The organism is Niallia circulans, assembly GCF_007273535.1.
In the GTDB taxonomy this organism is placed as follows: Bacteria; Bacillota; Bacilli; order Bacillales; family Cytobacillaceae; genus Niallia; species Niallia circulans_B.
The window spans coordinates 839,291-859,676 of sequence record NZ_RIBP01000001.1; the positions used below are offsets into that span (position 1 = coordinate 839,291).

General features: G+C 37.3%; 20 protein-coding genes. 6 read left to right on the forward strand and 14 right to left on the reverse strand.

Going from position 1 to position 20,386, the window contains the following annotated elements:
• The first annotated feature begins 3 nt into the window (after positions 1-3).
• The 5 genes from CEQ21_RS05020 (at position 4) to CEQ21_RS05040 (ending at position 3,924) form a co-directional block, all read left to right on the forward strand.
• The gene (locus CEQ21_RS05020) at positions 4-408 is read left to right on the forward strand and encodes a hypothetical protein (protein ID WP_185763529.1); all 405 of its coding nucleotides are present in this window, start codon (positions 4-6) and stop codon (positions 406-408) included.
• Between the two features lie 89 nt (positions 409-497).
• On the forward strand, positions 498-1,631 hold the full coding sequence (locus CEQ21_RS05025; RefSeq protein WP_185763530.1) for a hypothetical protein: 1,134 nt from the start codon (positions 498-500) through the stop codon (positions 1,629-1,631).
• A gap of 22 nt (positions 1,632-1,653) precedes the next feature.
• Positions 1,654-2,412 carry a hypothetical protein gene (locus CEQ21_RS05030; RefSeq protein ID WP_185763531.1) on the forward strand — a complete coding sequence of 253 codons (759 nt, stop codon included), beginning with the start codon at positions 1,654-1,656 and terminating at the stop codon, positions 2,410-2,412.
• Positions 2,399-3,250 carry a hypothetical protein gene (locus tag CEQ21_RS05035; protein WP_185763532.1) on the forward strand — a complete coding sequence of 284 codons (852 nt, stop codon included), beginning with the start codon at positions 2,399-2,401 and terminating at the stop codon, positions 3,248-3,250. The genes CEQ21_RS05030 and CEQ21_RS05035 overlap by 14 nt, the downstream gene beginning before the upstream one ends.
• Positions 3,251-3,270: 20 nt before the next feature.
• Complete coding sequence (locus CEQ21_RS05040) at positions 3,271-3,924, forward strand: ABC transporter ATP-binding protein (protein WP_185763533.1); 654 nt, start codon at positions 3,271-3,273, stop codon at positions 3,922-3,924.
• Between the two features lie 61 nt (positions 3,925-3,985).
• Here the strand turns inward: CEQ21_RS05040 and CEQ21_RS05045 are convergent, their stop codons facing one another.
• From CEQ21_RS05045 to CEQ21_RS05105, 13 genes are all read right to left on the reverse strand, one after another.
• Positions 3,986-4,621: an esterase/lipase family protein gene (locus tag CEQ21_RS05045; protein WP_185763534.1), complete on the reverse strand. Its 636-nt coding sequence runs from the start codon at positions 4,619-4,621 to the stop codon at positions 3,986-3,988.
• A gap of 250 nt (positions 4,622-4,871) precedes the next feature.
• Complete coding sequence (locus CEQ21_RS05050) at positions 4,872-5,513, reverse strand: esterase/lipase family protein (RefSeq protein ID WP_235907169.1); 642 nt, start codon at positions 5,511-5,513, stop codon at positions 4,872-4,874.
• Between the two features lie 451 nt (positions 5,514-5,964).
• The gene (locus CEQ21_RS05055; protein ID WP_185763536.1) at positions 5,965-6,981 is read right to left on the reverse strand and encodes a sugar kinase; all 1,017 of its coding nucleotides are present in this window, start codon (positions 6,979-6,981) and stop codon (positions 5,965-5,967) included.
• A complete protein-coding gene (dagF, locus tag CEQ21_RS05060; RefSeq protein WP_185763537.1) occupies positions 6,974-7,729 on the reverse strand; it encodes a 2-dehydro-3-deoxy-phosphogluconate aldolase in 756 nt (251 codons plus the stop codon). The genes CEQ21_RS05055 and dagF overlap by 8 nt, the downstream gene beginning before the upstream one ends.
• A 1-nt stretch (position 7,730) precedes the next feature.
• On the reverse strand, positions 7,731-8,834 hold the full coding sequence (locus CEQ21_RS05065; protein WP_185763538.1) for a DgaE family pyridoxal phosphate-dependent ammonia lyase: 1,104 nt from the start codon (positions 8,832-8,834) through the stop codon (positions 7,731-7,733).
• Positions 8,812-9,909 (reverse strand): amidohydrolase/deacetylase family metallohydrolase, encoded by a 1,098-nt coding sequence (locus CEQ21_RS05070; protein WP_185763539.1) that lies wholly within the window; start codon positions 9,907-9,909, stop codon positions 8,812-8,814. The genes CEQ21_RS05065 and CEQ21_RS05070 overlap by 23 nt, the downstream gene beginning before the upstream one ends.
• A 209-nt stretch (positions 9,910-10,118) precedes the next feature.
• On the reverse strand, positions 10,119-10,835 hold the full coding sequence (locus tag CEQ21_RS05075; protein ID WP_235907170.1) for a GntR family transcriptional regulator: 717 nt from the start codon (positions 10,833-10,835) through the stop codon (positions 10,119-10,121).
• Between the two features lie 87 nt (positions 10,836-10,922).
• A complete protein-coding gene (locus tag CEQ21_RS05080; RefSeq protein WP_185763540.1) occupies positions 10,923-12,011 on the reverse strand; it encodes a DUF871 domain-containing protein in 1,089 nt (362 codons plus the stop codon).
• A gap of 3 nt (positions 12,012-12,014) precedes the next feature.
• Complete coding sequence (locus tag CEQ21_RS05085; RefSeq protein WP_185763541.1) at positions 12,015-12,296, reverse strand: hypothetical protein; 282 nt, start codon at positions 12,294-12,296, stop codon at positions 12,015-12,017.
• 12 nt (positions 12,297-12,308) lie between these two features.
• On the reverse strand, positions 12,309-13,613 hold the full coding sequence (locus CEQ21_RS05090; protein ID WP_185763542.1) for a PTS sugar transporter subunit IIC: 1,305 nt from the start codon (positions 13,611-13,613) through the stop codon (positions 12,309-12,311).
• Between the two features lie 695 nt (positions 13,614-14,308).
• Positions 14,309-15,694 (reverse strand): sugar porter family MFS transporter, encoded by a 1,386-nt coding sequence (locus CEQ21_RS05095; protein WP_185764098.1) that lies wholly within the window; start codon positions 15,692-15,694, stop codon positions 14,309-14,311.
• 171 nt (positions 15,695-15,865) lie between these two features.
• Positions 15,866-16,759: a sugar phosphate isomerase/epimerase family protein gene (locus CEQ21_RS05100; RefSeq protein ID WP_185763543.1), complete on the reverse strand. Its 894-nt coding sequence runs from the start codon at positions 16,757-16,759 to the stop codon at positions 15,866-15,868.
• Positions 16,756-17,901, reverse strand: coding sequence for a Gfo/Idh/MocA family protein (locus CEQ21_RS05105; protein WP_185763544.1), 1,146 nt, complete (start codon positions 17,899-17,901; stop codon positions 16,756-16,758). The genes CEQ21_RS05100 and CEQ21_RS05105 overlap by 4 nt, the downstream gene beginning before the upstream one ends.
• 140 nt (positions 17,902-18,041) lie before the next feature.
• On the opposite strand from CEQ21_RS05105, the gene CEQ21_RS05110 reads away from it, so the two are divergent.
• Complete coding sequence (locus CEQ21_RS05110; protein WP_185763545.1) at positions 18,042-18,872, forward strand: AraC family transcriptional regulator; 831 nt, start codon at positions 18,042-18,044, stop codon at positions 18,870-18,872.
• A gap of 41 nt (positions 18,873-18,913) precedes the next feature.
• On the opposite strand, the gene CEQ21_RS05115 is transcribed toward CEQ21_RS05110, so the two are convergent.
• The gene (locus CEQ21_RS05115) at positions 18,914-20,383 is read right to left on the reverse strand and encodes a glycoside hydrolase family 32 protein (RefSeq protein WP_185763546.1); all 1,470 of its coding nucleotides are present in this window, start codon (positions 20,381-20,383) and stop codon (positions 18,914-18,916) included.
• Between the last annotated feature and the right edge of the window lie 3 nt (positions 20,384-20,386).

A 20,386-nucleotide genomic window follows, 5' to 3' on the forward strand; every position in this document is an offset into this window, starting at 1 on the left:
AAAATGAAAAAGAAACTTATACCAGGTTTATTAATCACCGCTTTTCTTTTTTCGATCGTAGCTCCAACTGGGTTTGCACAAAAGAAATCCTTTTCCTTTAATGTAACTCCGAATCAAAATAGTGGTGTAGCGTATTCTGCACCAAATTCGAAAGATGATTCTGAACAAAAAGGCTACATTTACACTACAAAGCACAATATAATATCCACTGATAAATACTATTACAATATAAGAAAAAGTGCGTCAATTAGCTCAATTTCTTATACTGGTTACATCAGGGTAACTCCCTCTAATGCAAAAAAAATTGTTAAATCTTATGGTAATAAAGCGACCAAAGGCCAAAAGTTAATTTTACAAGCGGATACAGATGTATACTCTGTTTACTCAGAAGGTTATTGGTACTCTTAACAAGCTGCAACGACTAAGTTAACATAGACCGACCACCTGCATCGGTCTATGATATTACTATTTAATCAATTTTGAAAGGAGCATAAGTCTTGAAAAAAATTAGGTTATTGTTGCTTTGTACATTACTAGTCGTGCTTTCAGGATGCTTTCCAACAGGTGATCAAAACGCTGCTTCTAATTCAAAACAAGTAAACAAATCAAATGAACCAATACCTGACAATCTTAATGTGGAATTGGACAAAAACTTACTTGTAAAAGCAGATATAACTGGTGGTGGAAATAACGAATATCCCTCCCTCTCCATCTCACCGAAGGATTTAAACAACGATCCGTTAAAGCAGGAGTTTGTCAATAACAAACAATTATCAAATACTTTCAATAACAATAATGATATTAAACCAGACTATAAAGATACCTACTTTGATTTTACAGATGGATCATATATGTCTATACAATTAGGTGGTGTAATGTTTGAAGATTCGTTTTACAGTGATCGTGAATATTCTGATGTTATCTATGGGGCAAAACCTTATATTCGGTCAGATTTGCACGAAATATACAATAAAACAACACTTGAAAACATTAATAGGAATGAAGCCATTGAACAAGTGAAAAAGGCAGCAACTGAATTCGGTGTAACCAATCTTGCAAATCCAGATGTAATTGCTTTAGATTTAAAGACTTTAGAAAGTGAATGGGAAGACTATGAACAAAAAGACGGCAGCCATCCTCGCAAATGGGAAAAGGCTGATGAAGCATATGTAGTCACCTTTCCTGTTGTCCATAACAATCTAAACATAACAAATAAAGGTTATTTTAATAATGCTGCCGACATAGCGGTTATTGGAAGCCGGGTTGTAGGTGTTGTTAATAAAGATGGAATAATTGCCTTAACTTTAGACGGCATTTATGATACAGGCAAAACAATAAAGGATAAAGTAAATCCAAGTTCCTTGGAAGATGCCTTAAAAATGGTTAAAAACAAGTATAAGGACGTCTTATTAACAGACCCCATAACAATTTCTAAAATAGCATTAGAGTATGTTCCAATTGTGTCCAAGCAGGATTCCAATAGCTATGAACTAATGCCTGCATGGGTTTTTACTGCCAAACAAGATGTAACGTCCACTGATGAAAAAGGCACAAATACACCCCCAGTTTTTTTTACTATAATAATAGATGCAGATACTGGTCAAGAATTGCGAATGGGAAGTGAATATTAATATGAAAAGAAGGGCGTTAACTATGTCGTTTATGCAAGTATTTTCGTCGCCTGTTTTTTACCTTTCCATCATCGGTGTTACTGTTCTTAGTTTTATAAGCATTTGGGGAGAAATTAATAATGTCGGTGTAAATGTAGCTTATTTATTTGATATCTTCATAGGTTTAACAATGTTTAAAAAATTGGTTGTTTTATTTGCAGCATTTCCTTATGTAGCCAGCTTCTGCAGTGATTGGAAATGCCAATTTATAAAACCAGTTGTCATCCGCACAGGGATTAGCAAATATGTATGGTCAAAATTTATTACTTGTTTTGTCAGTGGGTTATTAACTGTATTTATAGGTCAAATCCTATTTATCATCATATTGTCATTTAAGTTTCCCTTGTTTCCAAATGAAGATTTAAACGAAGTGTTGTTTCTACCATTTAAATCACTTAGTACTGGTTTTTTCCCGCCTTTATATTTATTAGCACAAAGTTTTGTTTTTAGTATGGCAGCAGCATTATGGACAGTTGTTGGTTTAACATTATCTGCATTCATTCCCGTTCACTTTGCTGCAATAGCTGCACCTGTAATTGCCAGTTATGTATTGGAACAAGCTACCCACTTACTTCCAAATGCATTTGACCTTTACTTACTTACAAGCAGTACAGATGTCATTCAGCAAGGTCCTCTCGTTAGTTTTATCTACTTTTGTTTTATTTTTATTATGTTATCAGTACTCGCTGGCTGGCTGTTTTCTTATCAAGTTAAAAGGAGGGTGCGTAATGAAGTTGTTTAATACAGCAAGATTTGTATGTTTTCAAAATTTCCGTAAATGGTCCTCCAATTACCGCGTTTGGATTATCGCTATTCTGCTGATCATATTGACACATAGCTTTACGAAGGAAATCATAGATTTTGGAAAAGACATTGATATTAATGTCTCGCCATGGATGTTTCCGTTTCTTTTTACACAGAAGTTTATTAAGCTACTGTTCTTTTTTCCATTAATATTACTGTTTAGTGATGCTCCATTTATTGACGAGAACCAGCCCTATATAATCGCAAGAAGCGGCAGAATTCCGTGGAGCATCGGGCAAAAAGGGTATATTTTCATCGCATCAGCAGTTTATTTTATCTATCTCCTGCTTCTATCTATCGGGCTTAACTTATTTAATATTCAATTTACGATGGAATGGGGAAAGGTTCTTGGCACACTTGCAAATACAAATGCTGCCGCTGTAGTTAACTTAAAAACATATATTCCTTCAGATGTTTTACACTATTTTTCGCCTGTTCAAGCATTGTGGTTTTCTCTCCTGCTTTCCTGGTTAACCGGAGTATTATTAGGGCTTATCATTTATGTTATTAATTCCTTTTCGAATACTAGAGTGTTTGGCATATTAACAGCATCTTTCCTGCTAGTTTTAGATGCGACTGTAACTAATAACGATAATTTGTACCGTTTTTCACCTGTGTCATGGAGCAATCTTGCCCGGATTGATATTAATGGCACAACACCAATGCCGTCGATAACCTATATTTATATTTGTTTTGCTCTACTGATTGGAGCATTGTTAGTATCAGCCATTGTAATAAACCGTAAACAAACGATTAATGTATTACCACCTATTTAAACAAGAAAGGAGTAATTAAGATGCAAGCAGGTATAGAGGTCCATGATTTAACAGTAAGCTTTGGAGAAACGACTGTGTTAAATAATATTTCCTTATCGTTTGAAGAAAATAAAATTCACGGTTTAGTTGGCAGGAATGGTTCTGGGAAAACAATGCTCTTAAAATGTATTTGCGGGTTCGTTCTCCCTGCGGCTGGAAGTATTAAGATAGCTAATCAGCAAATCGGGAAGGATTGTGACGTACCAGAGAATATTGGAATAATTATTGAAGCACCGGGTTTTCTTCCTAATTATGATGGGTACACCAATTTAAAATTTCTTGCTGCAATCAAAAAGCAAATCTCAAAAGAACAGATTCTGCAAGTAATTGAAAAGGTTGGATTAGATTCTAAAAGCAAAAAGCATGTCGGCAAATATTCACTTGGAATGAGGCAGCGACTTGGTCTCGCTCAGGCACTGATGGAGAATCCTGATATTCTTATTCTTGATGAACCGATGAATGGCTTGGATAATCAAGGTGTGAAAGATATTCGCAAGGTCCTTTTAGAGCTGAAAAATCAAGGAAAAACAATATTACTCGCAAGCCATAGTAGAGAGGATATCGAAATTCTGTGTGACACAGTACATGAATTGGATCACGGCAAAATAATAAACTCGTATACTAAAAATGGTTGATTAGTGTTTATAAAAAAAATGACTCAAGACAGCTCTTGAGTCATTTTTCTTATATCTTATATTAGTTCGTATTCTGGCCCCCGCCATTTAATCCTGCCTTAATAAGCTCATTGACCTTGCTGTTAGCAACCAATCCTAAATGGCCAATCCCACTAAGCTGAACGTTTTTCGCTCCTTTTAGGTTAGATAGCCATGTTGGTACTAAATAATCACTTGAACTGTAAATAGATGTATACAAAATTTTATGATTAGAGTCTTTTCCAACAGGTGCTGTTGATGTAATGAAGCGGTTAGGTGAACCTAATGTCACAACATCATTGACTTTTGTTCCGCCTGTATTCAAGATATACGTCAGTGTATTAATTCCGCCGGCACTATGACCGATAATATCGACTTTGCTCTTGCCTGTTTTCTTTAACACTTGATCAACATATGTTGCAAGCTGTTTTGCATTTGTGTAGCTGTTGCCTGTTTTATCGATTAGTTCAATCGCGTAAAGCTCGTTATCTGCCCAGCCCTGTGTTTTAAGATAGCTTTTTATCGCAAAGAAGTTAGTGCTGTTCCCGCCTGTACCATGGACATAAATGACTGGATCATGACTAGATGCCGCTTTAGATACAGAAGGCTTAACGCCAACAACAGAAACAATAATAGCCATACACGCAACTAATGAAATTAGTAATTTAGTATTCTTCATTATTTCCTCCCTGTTTTTCAAAAAGTTATCTTGCTATAACTAATTGTTATCTATTTCGGGAGGAGAAACAACCGGTAAGATTTGCTAGGCTGGTAATTTGCTAGGTAAAATACAAGAATTAAACCACTATTTTATAAAAGAATAATAGATGCAGTTTAGTAAGAGTTCTACTTGTAATAAGTTCTTTTTTCCACTAAAAAACTCTTACTGACCTTTCGTCAATAAGAGTTTCAGATGTCCTATACAATAACTATTTATTCGTATTCAAACCGCCGCCATTTAAGCCAGCCTTAATTAACTCGTTCACCTTTTTACTAGCAACAAGCCCTAAATGGTCAACGCCACTGATTTGAATATTTTTCGCGCCGTCAAGGATAGACAAACGGTATGGTGTTATATAATCGGTTGTGCTGTAGATGGAAGTATACAAAATCTTGCGGTTAGGATCTGTTCCTACAGGTGCTTTTGTTGTTATTACACGATTTGGAGACCCTAATGTCACAACATCACTAACCTTGCTTCCACCTGTATTAAGGATATATGTTAAGGCATTAATGCCGCCTGCACTGTGACCGATAATATCCACTTTCTTTTTCCCTGTTTTCTTTAGTACATCATCTACATAAGTGGCAAGCTGTTTTGCATTAGTAATACTGTTGCCTGTTTTATCAACTAATTCAATGGCATAAAGCTCATTGTCTGCCCAGCCTTGCTGCTTCAAGTAGGTTTTTATGAAATAAAAGTTCGTACTGTTTCCGCCTAAGCCGTGAACGAAAATAACGGGATCATGTGTAACTCGTTGTGCTTCGGAGACAGTTGGATTTAAACCGACTGAGCAAAAAAGGATTATCATGCATGCTATTAGTGAATGTACCACTCTCATTTTTTTCATTTCCTCCTAGAAACTGTGCTGTTTTTGCCTGTTTAGTATTTACACTTTTCTATGAGAAGCTTCAGGAAATTTTTGTTAGAAAAACAGAAATTTTTTTACCTTACGGACTCTGAGATGGATAAAGTAAAATAAGTGGAGAATAATAATGATAAATAATATCCATCTAACTTTTGACCTTTTGAGAATTAATATAGTATGTCTTTAAGATTAATATGTTTCATCTCGTTGCGCTGCACCCACTCGCTTTCCGATAACCCTCGTCTTTTTCTGCGAGGTCTAGAGCATCTTCTAATTACGGCTAGAATCGAGTGGCCTCCGCTCCATTCCACTAAGATTTTTATTTCTTGTATTTAAACCGTAAACAATAACATAAAAAAAACCGAACTATTAATAAATATAATAGTTCAGCTTTAACCTAAACTTAACTACACAAGTCCTGTTCATTACTATTTCACCTTTCAATATCTCCTACTGATTCTGTCATAGCCCGCAATATGTCCTTCTCTGTTGACATTGGTGTGTCTCCTGCAATTGTATGTGCAAGCATTCCCGCGGCGGCGGCAAATTCAACTGTTTTCTCAGGTGGAAACCCTTCCATTTCACAATGTATAATCCCGCTTGAATAAGCATCTCCTGCTCCAATTCTGTCATAGACAGAAAAAGATAATGTTTTTGAAAAGTGGAATGCTTGATTCTTAAAGATAAAGCCTTGTAAGGAATGTGTATTGTCACCGTTGATTGTCCGGTGTGTGCCAGCAATGACAGAGATGTTATAGGTTTTTGCAACTATTGGAATTAATTCCTTCAGCTGCTCACTGCGATCATTCTTCTCTGTTTTCAAGTTTAGTACAAACTGTGCATCCATTTCATTCATCATGACAATGTCAGCTAATTGAAGCATTTCTTCGTAATGTGGCTTCGCTTTTATATATCCGGCCTCACCCCAGAGCGATGGACGGTAGTTACAATCAAAAACAATTGTCCCCCCATTTTCCTTTACCGCTTTGGCTAATGTTTTCATAAGATGACGGACAGTATCATTCATTGCTAGCGTGATGCCACAAAAATGGACAATATCGACTTGCTTTACGATGGCGTTAAAATCATACGTTCCCTCAGCTGCGGTATTAAAACTGCTTTCAAGCCGATTGGTATATGTAACCCTACTTGGCCTGGCACCAAAGCCATTTTCTAATACGTACATACCAACATACTTTCCATCTCGTCTAATGAATGATGTTGTGATTCCAAGTTTTTGAAGGTAGGAAAGAGCTGCATCACCAATTGGATTTTCTGGCAATGTGGACACAAGCAGCCCCGTATGGCCAAATCTTGCTAGTGCTGCGGTTACGTTCACTCCCGTACCAGAAAAGGAATAGTTTAAAGTGCTTCCTTGGGAGAGAAGTTTGTATCCAGGCACCTGCAGACGCATCATAACCTCTCCAAATGCTGCAACATTCTTAGGCATGTTGATCAACCAATTTCTTTACCGTTTCAAGTAATTCACATACATCCTCGACATTTGTTTTTCCTGTTGTTTTGTCGATAATCGAGGAATACACATGTGGAATAACCTGCGGGACATTGGCTTCTAAAGCAATACGCAAGATTGGTTCAAAATTCTCTTTGTCAATTCCCCCTGTTGGCTCTAAGGCAAACCCTTCTTCGCCACAAGCTTTGGCAACTGCGCGAAATTCGTCTTCACTGCTTAACCCTTTCATCGGAAAGTATTTTAATGCATTTCCGCCCATGTCCCGGACAAGGGCAATAGCTGTTTTAATCGGTACAATTGCCTGCTCTTCGTGTGCAGCACTAACTGGTCCTGTTGAGATATTTACATAACCTGCCCGTCCTGTTGGTGATACTAAGCTATTAATCCAACTATCTTTTTCCCCAAGATTGGCGCGTGTTGCTCCAACAGAAGGAAACACTTGGTTTATATGACTGCCGGAATAGTATTTTGCAATCTCTGCAACAACAGCAGCTTGACGGTTGTCACCTGCACCCAATCCAATCGATACAGCTTCATCTATTTCTTTCCCATATTCCTTCATTGCTGTGACTGCTTCTTCTACAGTAGAATAATCCTTCGAAAGAACACCAACTAACACATAGCCTTTAGCAGCTTCAAAAACCTCTTTTGCATTCTCAACACTATTTGCTAAAACATTTAAGGCAACACGATTCTTGTAAAAACGGTTTGAGATATTGGACATTTTATTTTCCTCCCACTATTTCACGTAGCTTAGATTCAATTACCTGAATATCATCATGCTGCAGCGGACGGGGATCGATATCGAAATAGCCCTGGCTCACACCATAATCACGTGTATAGACGGCAACCTCACCCTCTCGCAGTCTTGTATTCACTTCTTTTGCTGTTAATTGAACTTTATTAGCATCAATTTGAATTCTGGCACGGAAAATGGCACGGCCCGCTTCATCCTGAACAATCGTTACGCTAACGCCATCAAGCTTATTAAGTGACATTAATATTTGCAATGCTTCTTTCTCTTGTTCGCTTTTGTCTTCTTTATTGCCGTATTCATCAAGTGCCTGAAGTAAGCCGAATGTTGCTTCTTTCCCGACTTTCATACTTCGTCCAATCCCATGTAATTGAGTCTTTAGCCACTCCATATAGATTCGCTTGCCACCAACAATACCTGAAGTTGGTCCTTCGATCGCCTTGGAACCACTGTAGATCGCAAGGTCAGAGAAATTCACATATTTTTGCAGGTCCTCTTCTGCCGCTGCATCAACGATAAGTGGAATTTCATTCCGTTTGGCAACCTCCCATGCTTCCTCAACAGAAATCATATTTTTTTGAACGGCATGATGTGATTTGACATAGAGGATAGCTGCTGTGTTTTCAGAAATGGCATCTTCAATATGCTCCGCTTTGCCTTCATTGGCATAGCCAACCTCAACAAGCTTACCACCGCCTAAATAAATCATCGTTTCCACAGGTGCTCCGTACTGTACATTGTGACCCTTCAGCATGATGATGTCACTTTTCGGAATATCCTCTTGATGAAGTCGCTCACTTTTACGGCGATTGCCCTGTGTTACAATTGCTGCAACAGAAAGAGCAATCCCGCTTGATGCCGAGTTCACGATCACAGCTGCCTCTGAACCTAGAATTTTTGCAACATGATCACCTGCTTTATCGACTAAATCTGCGATCTCCACATAGTTTTGTCCACCTTTCTTCATGGCATCCATCACCGTATCAGTTGGTGCTGACACACCTAAGATACTCATTCGCCCACTTGCATTAATTACACGCTTAAGCCCATATTTAGCATTCAATGAATTCCCCATTTATAACCACTCCTTTTGTTTCTATTCTTTGCTTCGCTTCCCGCTTTTCACCTTCAGAATCAGTGAGTGTAATCGGTTCATTCCGAACAGTAAAAAGGGTCAAATTCGCAACAGCACCAACCTTTATGCAAGCAAGCTCCGGTTTTTTTAACCAGTTAGCAGCATTTTTCGTAACTGCCATGATTACTTCCTCCAGCGAATATCCTAAAGAAAGGAATTTTGTTAGAACATTAGCCAAGCTATAGACAGGACCGTTTATCCGATTGTTTCGATAAATATCTGTACTAATTGTATTTAACCCAATGTGATGACGTTTTGCCGATTGTGCAACTTTAAAGGAAAAGCTTGCTGTACCATGCCCAACATCTAAGTGCACACCGCGTTCAATGGCATTTTTTAACACTTGGAGCGGTTTCCCTTGTGTATCGAATAGATTATTTTGTTTCCCATTGAGATAATGTGTAATGATATCTCTTTTCTCTAGGAGAGGAATAATTTCATCGATGAATGGTGGACCAGAACCGATATGCACCATTAACGGCAATGTTGTTTTATTTGAAAGTGTTCGTGCAATCCTTAAGGGTTCAATCCCATTATCACAAACCACGCTTTTGCTAATCCGTGCCTTTAAGCCAACGATTAATTCCTTATAATCGTTTACTGCTTGTAGAACTTTTGTCTTATCGATCCATTCTAATCTGGATAATTCATCGACTCTTTGTAAACCAATAGAGGAAATGTTCAAAAATGCAAATACATTTGTTTTTGCTTTTTGTCTGCTTGCAGCCATCTCAGAGATTCGATCTGCACCACAGCTACCAGCATCAACAATTGTCGTCACACCTTGATTTACTCCGATTTTATCAATTTCATCACCGTACGGATCAAATTCAGGAAATGCATGGACATGTAAATCGATCCAACCACTTGATACATAAACACCTGAACAATCTATCATATGCTCGCCAAGTCCAGTTCCTGCAGGCATGAGTTGGACAATTTTACCGTCATTAATGACAATATCGATTTCCTCTCCATTTAATCTCTTTACATGATGTAATACGAAATCTTTCATCCATTTCACCTTTTCCGTACTCTATTTAGTGCTGCTTCTAATAATATACAGCCTATGTATATGAAGCTTTAGTTAAAATATTAAGTTTATAATAAAGATATAACGTTTTAAAAACATAACGTTATAATGTTTATTTTTATTAATTAACCCTCAAAGTATTAAAATATAAAGCTAAGTACATAGGAAGTAACTTAGCTTCTTATTTTGGACTATATATTTAAGTTCACCACATATTTATGTATTTCCGTATTATAGTAGCCAATCGAATATTCGATTAATTGCTCATTAATATCATAGGAAAAACGTGTTCTTTGAAATAATGGCTTCGGCTCAATATTCAGCAAGCGAGCAATCTTTTCACTTGGGTTTTCTACACCGAATTCATCTTGAAACCGATGAAAATAAACTCCCTTTTCATACAGCAGTTCATACAAGGAATCTTTAACTGTTTCAGGATCTAACGAAAGTGAAAAGCGACCAGGAATATAGTGAGTAAAATGAATGTATGGTTGGTCATTTAACGTAAATATTCGCTCAATGCAATAGCATTCTTTCTCATGAAAAACGTCAGATAGGATTGCATGGTTTGACACATCAAGTTTTGAAATTGTTACGTTACCCTTCCTTAAGGTATATCCTGTCGATAATAAATATTCAGAAAATCCCTGTCCCTTTGATAATTTTGAAATGGCTCGATTATCTAATACTTTCGTACCGATACCACTATGTTTTTCAACATAGCCTTCAAGGGCTAACTGTTCGACAGCTTTGCGTATCGTGATTTTACTAACACCAAATTCCTTTTCCAATTCAGGTTCAGGCGGGATTAACGAATTTTTAGGATAGACTCCTTTTATCATCCGTTCTTTTAATTCATTTTTTACTTGAATATAAAATGGTCCCTTTTTCCGTAACAATTTCATCATATTCTACCTTTCCAGCGTTTCTCATCATTGATTAATTTTTTATATTTACCTTTTATTGTATCAATAATCAATAGGAAAGGGTAGAAATCATTTTTTATTTACGAACTTAAAAGCGCTCCATGGCTTAATATACTCTAATAAAAAATACTCATTAGCAACAACTTTTCCGATTTTGTTTTTTCGATTGTCTTCAGGCATATCCTTTAACACAACTTGCAATTCGCCTTTATATTTTCCAAACTGATTATTGCCAATAAAAATATCGCCAGTTGTTTGCGACACTGAACGTTTTTCCGCAAAAGATTGAGCAACGTATTTTTTGCGAACATCTACTGAACGAATCATATATTCTGTAATATCACCGCGGCGTATATGTGTTTCGTTTACGGCTACATTCACTTCCAATTCGCTAGCATCAGGCTCCAATTCTATTTCTATTTCTAAAATATCGCGATTAAGCTCCCCAAGCCTACGAAGATCATCCTCACTTGCGTATGCATTACCGATGATGATGTCATCAATAAGCCCTGTTGCCCACAAATGCTTGGCTTGGATGGTTATTGGTAAATTACGATGCTGCTCTAAAGTACATAAGCCGTCATTTATATCCCACGGGCCAATTTGTCCTTCATCAGATGTTACAAAGGCGGCAGTTCTAATGCCATATTTTTTAAAGCGTTTGGAGCAATTAATAAAGAAGTCATAAGGCAAACCTGTATATTTTTGCGGATAAAAATTGTGACACCCTATAATATAATCTTTATTTCCTTGATGTGTTAGAATATTGGACAGATAATCAACATCATTACTCATATTCAACTCTATTTTTAAACCGTAAGGATTATTTGTCATCTTCGCTTCTTTTAATCCGTCAAAGCCTAAATCAAGTCTGATTCCATCAGCACCTAGCTCATGAAAAAAACGAAGATCGTCATAACTTATATTTAATTTGTCAAAGACTGCAGGAGAAACATCTAAAATAACTTCCATATTTAGTGCCTTTGCAAAAGTAATAATCTCAGTGAATTCTCGTATTAATTCCGCTTTCGACTTTGCTGCTGAAAGTAAGCAGGTAAACACTCGCTCAAAGCCATATTGTTTTGCCATTTTCAAATATTGCTTATCCTCATCCATTACTGACTTTTCTGGATAGATGGAGACACCTAAACGCTTCATTCCTTACACCTCTCGATTCGCATATTTTTCTGCCATCATTTTTTGAACGCTGATGATATATCTTTGAAAACTAACGGTAACAAACACTGCACAGATAATTGTCGGCACGATTACTATTGAATAATATTTTCCTCCTGTAAAGACAAATAGAAGCATTGATAGTAGGATTACTAGAATCGATAAGCCAATTGATTTCCATGTTGTCCATCTTGCAACGATATTTGTTTTATAAAAGACGATATAAGAAGCAAGCAACGCTCCCCCTGACAGTATCATTTCCAACATTGTCCCATCCCCTTACGCCGTTTTAGATTGAGATTGTTCTTTTTCTTGCTCTAAGTGCTGCTTTTCAAACATTTTAAAGAATGGAAAATAGATAGCAAGTGAGATACAGAAGTTCAGAATAACTAATACGCCTGCCATAATCGTCCAATCTGTACTTATAATTGCCGCAATTGGCGCTGGTACCGTAAACGGGAGTTTCGCCATAATCATCGGAATCAAATGGAATTGAAAAAACAGGTAAGAGACAATTCCGTTTACAATTGGTGCAAGGATAAATGGAATAATTAAGATCGGGTTCATAACAATCGGCGCCCCGAAAATAATCGGTTCATTAATGTTAAACAATCCAGGTAAGAATGATAATTTTCCTAATTCCTTTAAGAATGTTGCTTTTGAGAACATGAATAACACTACAAGTGCTAATGTTGATCCTGCCCCGCCAATCCAAACAAACCATTGAATAAATTGCTCTGTAAATAAAGTTGGCAGATTATAAGCATCACCAGTTGAAGCAAATACTTCCATATTCTCAAGAATACTCGCATCCCACATTGGTCTTATGATTGGGCCCATAATGGCAGGTCCGTGAATTCCAAGCGCCCAGAAAAAGACAACCAAGAAAATCGTTAATAATCCGCCAAACAGACTATTTCCAACTAAAAAGTCTTTTAATGGTGATATGAGCAACGTAATGACTGAGTTAATGTCAAAATGTAATACATGGCGTATAAGCCAAAACAACACAATAACACAGAGGGTTGGGATTAATGCAGTAAATGAATTGGCAACCATCGGCGGTACACTATCTGGCAATTTAATCCGTATGTCCCTTTTGATAAAAAAGCGAAATATCTCGACGGTCAACAAAGAAGTAACAATTGCACCAAATAACGATTGAGCACTTAAGCTGCTTATATTAAGCCAGCGTCCTGCTTCAATAACTCCAGCGACAGGTTCAGTTACTTGAACTGGTACTATGGAAGTAATCAGAAAAGCCAAGACTGAAAGTAAAGCAGTACTTAATTGATCAAGCTTATAATGGCCAGCTAAAGCATATGCTACTCCAAAGGAAGCATATAAAGCCATTGCTCCTACAGTGAAGCGAAAGGGAATATCTAAGACCGGCCTAAAGTCAGCGATAAATTCATCATAACCTGCAATTGGAAAATTCAATAAAATGACAAAAAAGGAACCGATGATCGTTAACGGCAGCGTCGATAATATGCCATTTCGGATTGCTAAAAGATGATGCTGTGAACCAATTTTTTGAGCGGTGGGCATTACTTTTGTTTCTAAAAACTGCATTACCTTGTTCATAAAACTACCTCCTCTTTTTATCATTGTTAGATTAAATATTAATCTCAAACTTTATAACATTATAATGTTTAAAGTTAAAAATATTCCTTATTTAGTAGACTATGCTCCTAGAATTCTGATATCTGACTCACTTATAAGTTCACTTACCCTTTAACCCGAGTAATTCTTCCCTTATTTCTCTACATCTCTTTTCATTTTTGTTGCTAATAACTAGCTGACCACCTGCAGTTTACGCTAAAGACTATTCATATAATATCGCTCGCCCTCTCTGTAATGAAATCCTTTTCATACAGACATTCTATTATAGTTTTTTGGTCTAGTCAATATAACATTATAATGTTTAATCGCTATTTTTTTATTATTTGCTGCTTTGGTAATCGAATTTTATTTCCCTAATTTTTGAACAAAATGTTTATGTAATGATTATAATACAGCACTCTTATATACTTTCTTCTTTTTTTCCATAACATTAAATACGAGGTTAGTAATTTTTTCACAGGTTTATCATAGGACATTCCTCCATTAAAAAGCTGCAAATGAGTAGCTATATTTGAAAACAATCGTAATTTATTCCTACTTCAGAAGCAAGCAACTTGTAAGGTTATTTAACAAGGTCTTTCTAATAAAAGTACAAAATAAAAACAGAGCTGCACCGATTTTAGATTCAGCTCTGTAAAAATACTATTATAATCCCTTTAGCTCTGTTTAAAATTCTCCTCAATCTGCTCTAACGACAATCCTCTAGTTTCCGGTAAATACTTGCCTATAAACACAATCCCTCCGATTGCAAATACAGCGAATAAGAAGAAGGTTGCCGATAAGCCGACACTGTCTAATAGAACAGGGAAGAATAAGCCTACTAAGAAATTGAAAAGCCAGAGAAACAAGACTGCCATTCCCATTCCTATGCCCCTGATTCTGGCTGGAAAAATCTCAGATAATGTGAGCCATGTCATCGGGCCGACTGCTCCTTGGAAGAAAGCTAAATAAACGCATGTCATGGAAAGGACTATATATGGCAAACTTGGGGAATCCGCAAGAAGCAGTGTAGAAATTCCGATTAAAATAAGTGCTGCTGTAACACCAATTAACCCTGCCAGAAACATGGAGCGTCTATTGACTTTATGCATGATGGACATGCCGATAATGACGGCAACTAAGGAGATTAAACCATTTGCGACATTTCCTATTAATGCTGCCTTTGTCCCAAACCCTGAATTTTGAAGTATTTGTGTGCCATAGTACATAATGGAATTGATGCCTACTAATTGGGAAATCGCTCCAATTCCAATCCCGAGGACAATAATTTTTTTGATCCAAGGAATCCTTAAATCTTTAAAGGTAACCTTTTTGGTATTTTTCATTTCAGTGATGCTTACTTCTATATTTTTTAATTCCTTTTCTGCGGAAGCTCCTTCACGAATTTGTCTTAACGTTTTAAGCGCTTCTCCGATTCTACCTTTGGATGCGAGCCAGCGTGGGCTTTCTGGCAAAATAAGCACCCCTAACCATAAGGCGACAGCTGGAAGTGTAGCAATAACCAGCATATATCGCCAGACATGGCCTGCTTCGTCAAAGGTATTTCCGATAACAGCATTAAAAACATAGGCAAGAAATTGGCCAGTGACAATCATTAATTCATTTTGGGTTACTAATCTTCCTCGGCGTTCTGCAGGTGACATTTCTGCAAGATAAGATGGAATGCTAACCGATGCTCCGCCAACCGCAAGCCCTAACAGAAATCGGAATAAAATCATGATTGTTGTATTTGGGGCTACAACACAGCCGAGTGCTGCGAAGAAGAACAAAATGGCTAAATAAAGAATTGTTTTTCTGTGACCTTTATTATCTGACAGTTTCCCCCCAAAGATGGAACCAATCGCTGCACCAAGGACAAGTGAACTTGCGACTAAACCTTCTGTAAAAGGAGTTAAGTTAAGCTGGTCAGGCTGGGCCATAAATGGGAGCGCTCCGTTAATAACACCCGTATCATACCCAAACAGCAGTCCTCCAAAGGTCGCAACAATGGTAATTAACCGGAGATTTTTTTTAGGATCTTTTTTGCCTTTCCCTGTTTCCATCGAGTAATGATCAGACAGCTTTGCATTATCCACTTTCCATTCCTCCTTTAACATTTAGGATAAATGTATCCGCTTGCAAAAATATTAAAATGAAACTCAAGCATTCTTGGCATTCATCTCTATCATAAGAGTTCTCTTCTTATGATAGAGATGTAAAAATCATGCTACTGTTTATTTGACATTAATTGAGTTAGAAATTGTCTTTAAATACTCACTTGTCCGCTTTGCGATTGGATACGGCTTATCAAATGGTGCTGGATACATATCCTGCTCGACAACTGCCCAGCCATTATAGTTGATATCACTCAATACTTCGAAAAATGCTTCCATGTCTACTACCCCTAATTCAGGTTCACACATTATATCTTCACTCACTGCTTTAGCAAATGACCAGTTTTCTTTTTGCATTCTTTCCCTTACCTTAAGATTACAGCTTTTTATGTGAAGATATGGAATACGCTTATTGTGTTTGCGCATGAATGCAACTGGATCACCATCTGCATAAGCGTGATGTCCTGTATCTAAGCATAGATTTATGTCTGTATCCTGCAGAAGTCTTTCGATTTGCTCCTCTGTCTCAACATGGCTTTGGGCATGTGGATGAAAGACTACTTCCAAACCATATGTTGATTTTGCATGGTTTCTTATTTGCTCCACATTGCGGATGAATGAGCGCCATTCCTCTTCATTTAAAATCTGCTGACGGATAAGTTCGCCAGAAAACAGGTCTGTATAACAATCATCAATTAATACAACATATTTTGCCGTTGGAAACTTCAGCTGAAGATCGGCCATTTCATCTAAAAGGGTAATCATTTCTTGAGTTTTCTCTTCAGAAGTGAGATCACCGACTAAAGTTGTTGCAGTTAGACTTAAGCTGCGCTTTTCAAGCTCTTGCTTTAATTGTGGATAACTATTTGGAAGATAGCCCCATGGACCAAGCTCAATTCCCTCATAGCCAGCCGCTGCCATTTCATTCAAACAGCGTTCCCACGGAATCTGTTTATCATTTTGCGGAAACCAGACTCCCCATGAATCAGGTGCTGTGCCTACTTTCATATTCATGCGATTACCCCTCCTTTTTCATTCACACGAACCCATTGCTGCTGTGCTGCTGATTCTAAAATAGCATCAACCGTTTTATCGATTTGTGCGCCAAATGCAAAATCGCAAGCATAAGCAGTGCCTCTTGAAAGTGCTGACAGCAATTCATGCGCCTCTAACACTTTCATATCGTTATAGCCAATCGCAATGCCAGCCGCTGGATAAAACGCACTATACCCTTTATGATCAGGACCTAAAAATACTGTTCGGAAGCCTCTGTCAGCACTATTATCTGAAGTAAAATACACATTTACTTCATTCATACGCTCTAAAGAATATTGAACAGTTCCTTTTGTACCTTGGATTTCATACGATAAGTAATTTTTTCGTCCCGCTGCAATTCTACTGGAAGAAATTGTGCCGAGCGCTCCGTTTTCATAGTTTGTGAGGATGGCAATGATATCTTCATTTTCTACTTCTGCTAATGATAACGAACCGGGAGCTGCTGGTCTTTGCTTAAATATTGTTTTTGATGTTGCGTTAACGCTTTCAATATTTCCCAAAATAAACTGGGAAACACTTAATAAGTGAGAGCCTAAATCGCCAAGTGCACCTGATCCGGAATATTTATTAATATGTCTCCAAGTAATAGGCAAGTCTGGATCGAGCAGGCTATCTTGCGCATAAGTCCCGAAGAACCCGACGATGTCCCCTAGCTTCCCTGCGTCTACTAATTCTTTAATATAGCAGCTTGCTGGATTCATTACATTATTGTAGCCAACATAGTTAACAACACCATTTGCCTTCGCGATTTCAGCAAGCTCTAATGATTGCTCACTTGATAAAGTTAAAGGTTTTTCACAGTAAACATGCTTGCCGTTCTCTAGTGCCACCTTTGCAATTTCATAGTGAAATGCATTTGGTGTTGCAATATCGACAATGTCAATACTTTTGTCAGTGACCACTTCCTTCCAGTCAGTTGTCCATTTTGCATAACCTAATGTCTCACTGGCTTTTTTGGCTGCTTCTGCACTAACATCTGATACTACCTCAAAAACTGGCTTGCCATATTCAGGACCAAAGTTCAATAAAGCGTTTACAAACGAATTCGTATGAGCTCTCCCCATCCAACCTGCTCCAATTAATCCAATTCTAATTTCCATGTCGTTTATCTCCTTTATTGTTTATTTTTGCTTTTCTTATGTACATATTAATAAACTCTATTTACAATGTCATTATAGGATATTGCTAAATAATGTAATATTCTTGCTGTCTTAAAAGTTAAACAGGAGGACGGTTTTACATGGTGGAAAAAGGTGTTTTATCACAATCGAAAATGTATTTTCATACCCCTAGTGATTTTGCGAAAGATGCACTTTTCTATTTATCTTACTCTGGTACATTCTGCTGTAGTAACGAATACATCGTGGAGCGGAACAATTGGAACAGCTATCTATTTATGATTGTAAAGAAAGGAAAAATGCGAATCTTTTATGAGGAAAAGGAATATATCGCTTCAGAAAACTCCTTTGTTTTTCTAAACTGCTATAAACCGCATAAATACCAAGCCGAGGAAGAAACTGTATTTGATTGGATTCATTTTTCTGGCAATGCGAGTGAAGCTTATTATAATCTCCTTTATGAGGCAAACGGCTGTGTTTTTTCGATAGCAAACAATTATGTAATTCAAGATTATATGACTAGTATTCTTCATGCTGCCAAAGAAAATCATGTTGAAGAGGATGCTGTATCAATCTATATTCATAAGATTTTATATGAATTAAAAAAGAAATCAAGTGAAGTCGATTCCTTGCAATTCAAGTCTATCTTAGAGGCAATTAATTACATAGAAAGCTCTTTTCATACCCAGATTAAGCTTGAGGATATTGCAAATTGTGCAGGCTTAAGCCCGTATCATTTTTCACGAGTGTTTAAAAAACATCTGAACTGTTCTCCATATCAATATTTAATTAATTTTCGTATAAATCATGCCAAGGAGCTCTTGCATAACACTGACTTATCTATTCAGGAGATCACCTTTGAATGTGGGTTTAACAGTGTACCACATTTTATTAAAATTTTTAAAGAGCATACAGAGTTAACTCCGAAAAAATTTAGAAATCTGCCGTTTTAATAAAAAAAGGAACAAGTGGTATTCACTTGTTCCCTCCATTGTTATTCCCAAATATCCTTCAATTCCCAATAAGTAAAATCCATTACTTCCGTTTCCCCGTTTTCGCTAAACAATTCAAATCCTAATCTTTCTTCTGTTGGATAAATGCGGCTTGTCATTGTAACTTCTCCATCATTTGCGAATACTTCTATTGAGGATCTGTCGATAAATATTCTTAACGAAAGCTGTTGCTCTGCTTTCAGTGCTGTTCGTCTCACTCCATCCTCGCCTTTTCCAGACTTAGAGCAATCTAGCACTAACTTTTGTTGTTCTACATCATAGAAAAGTTTTGTTTCATCTTGATTGGTGCCGCGAATTTTCACTCCGATTGCTTGTGCGGATGTTTTCGTTAAATTAAAATCTAGTTTTAGTTCGATTAAATCCTGTGTTGCCTGAACGAGATAGCTTCCAGATAGGCTTTTATCTGTACATACTTTTTGCTGCTTTGTACGCAATAATGACAATTCGTCGACAGGATTCATTAGAATTTTGTTATTTTCACCAAGTGTTAATTCTCTTGGCAATGTTAACGCACCACACCAGCCATCTTCTTTTGTTGGCATGCTGGATTCCCACATATCCATCCAGCCGATTGCAATGCGGCGGCCCTTGTCGTCTAAAAGGGTTTGGACTGCATAAAAATCATGGCCATTATCTAATTCGGTGAAGCTGCCTGACTTGAATGTATTTGTTGTATAATCGTAATCTCCGACTAAATAGCCTGTTTGGAAGAGATTATTGTATAAGTCGCCTTCTGCTTCGATGCCTTGCGGAGAGAACAGCAATATATGTTTGCCTCCAAGCTCAAAGAAGTCTGGGCATTCCCACATATAGCCAAGTGTTCCGTCACTTTCAGCTAATACTCCGACATATTGCCATGTACGTAAATCCTGTGATTTATACAGAACCACCTTTCCTGTATCTTCCTGTCTTGTACCGATAATCATGTACCAGAGATCCTCGTGCTTCCAAACTTTAGGATCACGGAAGTGGCCGGATCCTTCTGCTGGATGCTTGGAGATTACCGGATTAACAGTTTCTTTTGTAAAGTGGATGCCATCTGTGCTTGTCGCAATACACTGGGACTGGTCAAGAATATCCTGCTCTTTGTCTATAAATATATTGCCTGTGTATATCAAGGTAAGAATGCCATTATCATCAACAGCACTTCCTGAGAAACAGCCATCCTGTTCATACAATTCTGTTGGAGCAAGTGCTATCGGCAGGTGCTCCCAATGCACTAAATCCTTACTTTTGACATGCCCCCAATGCATTGGTCCCCAATTTTCATCATATGGATGGTGCTGATAGAATGCATGATATTCGCCTTTATATTGAACTAAGCCATTCGGGTCATTAATCCAGTTAGCTGGTGCCATAATATGAAAGCCAAGTCTGTAGCGATTATTTATTTGCTTCTTTGCATTTTGGATTGCTTGTTCTGCTTGCTGAAGTTTATTTGTTGATATCATAAA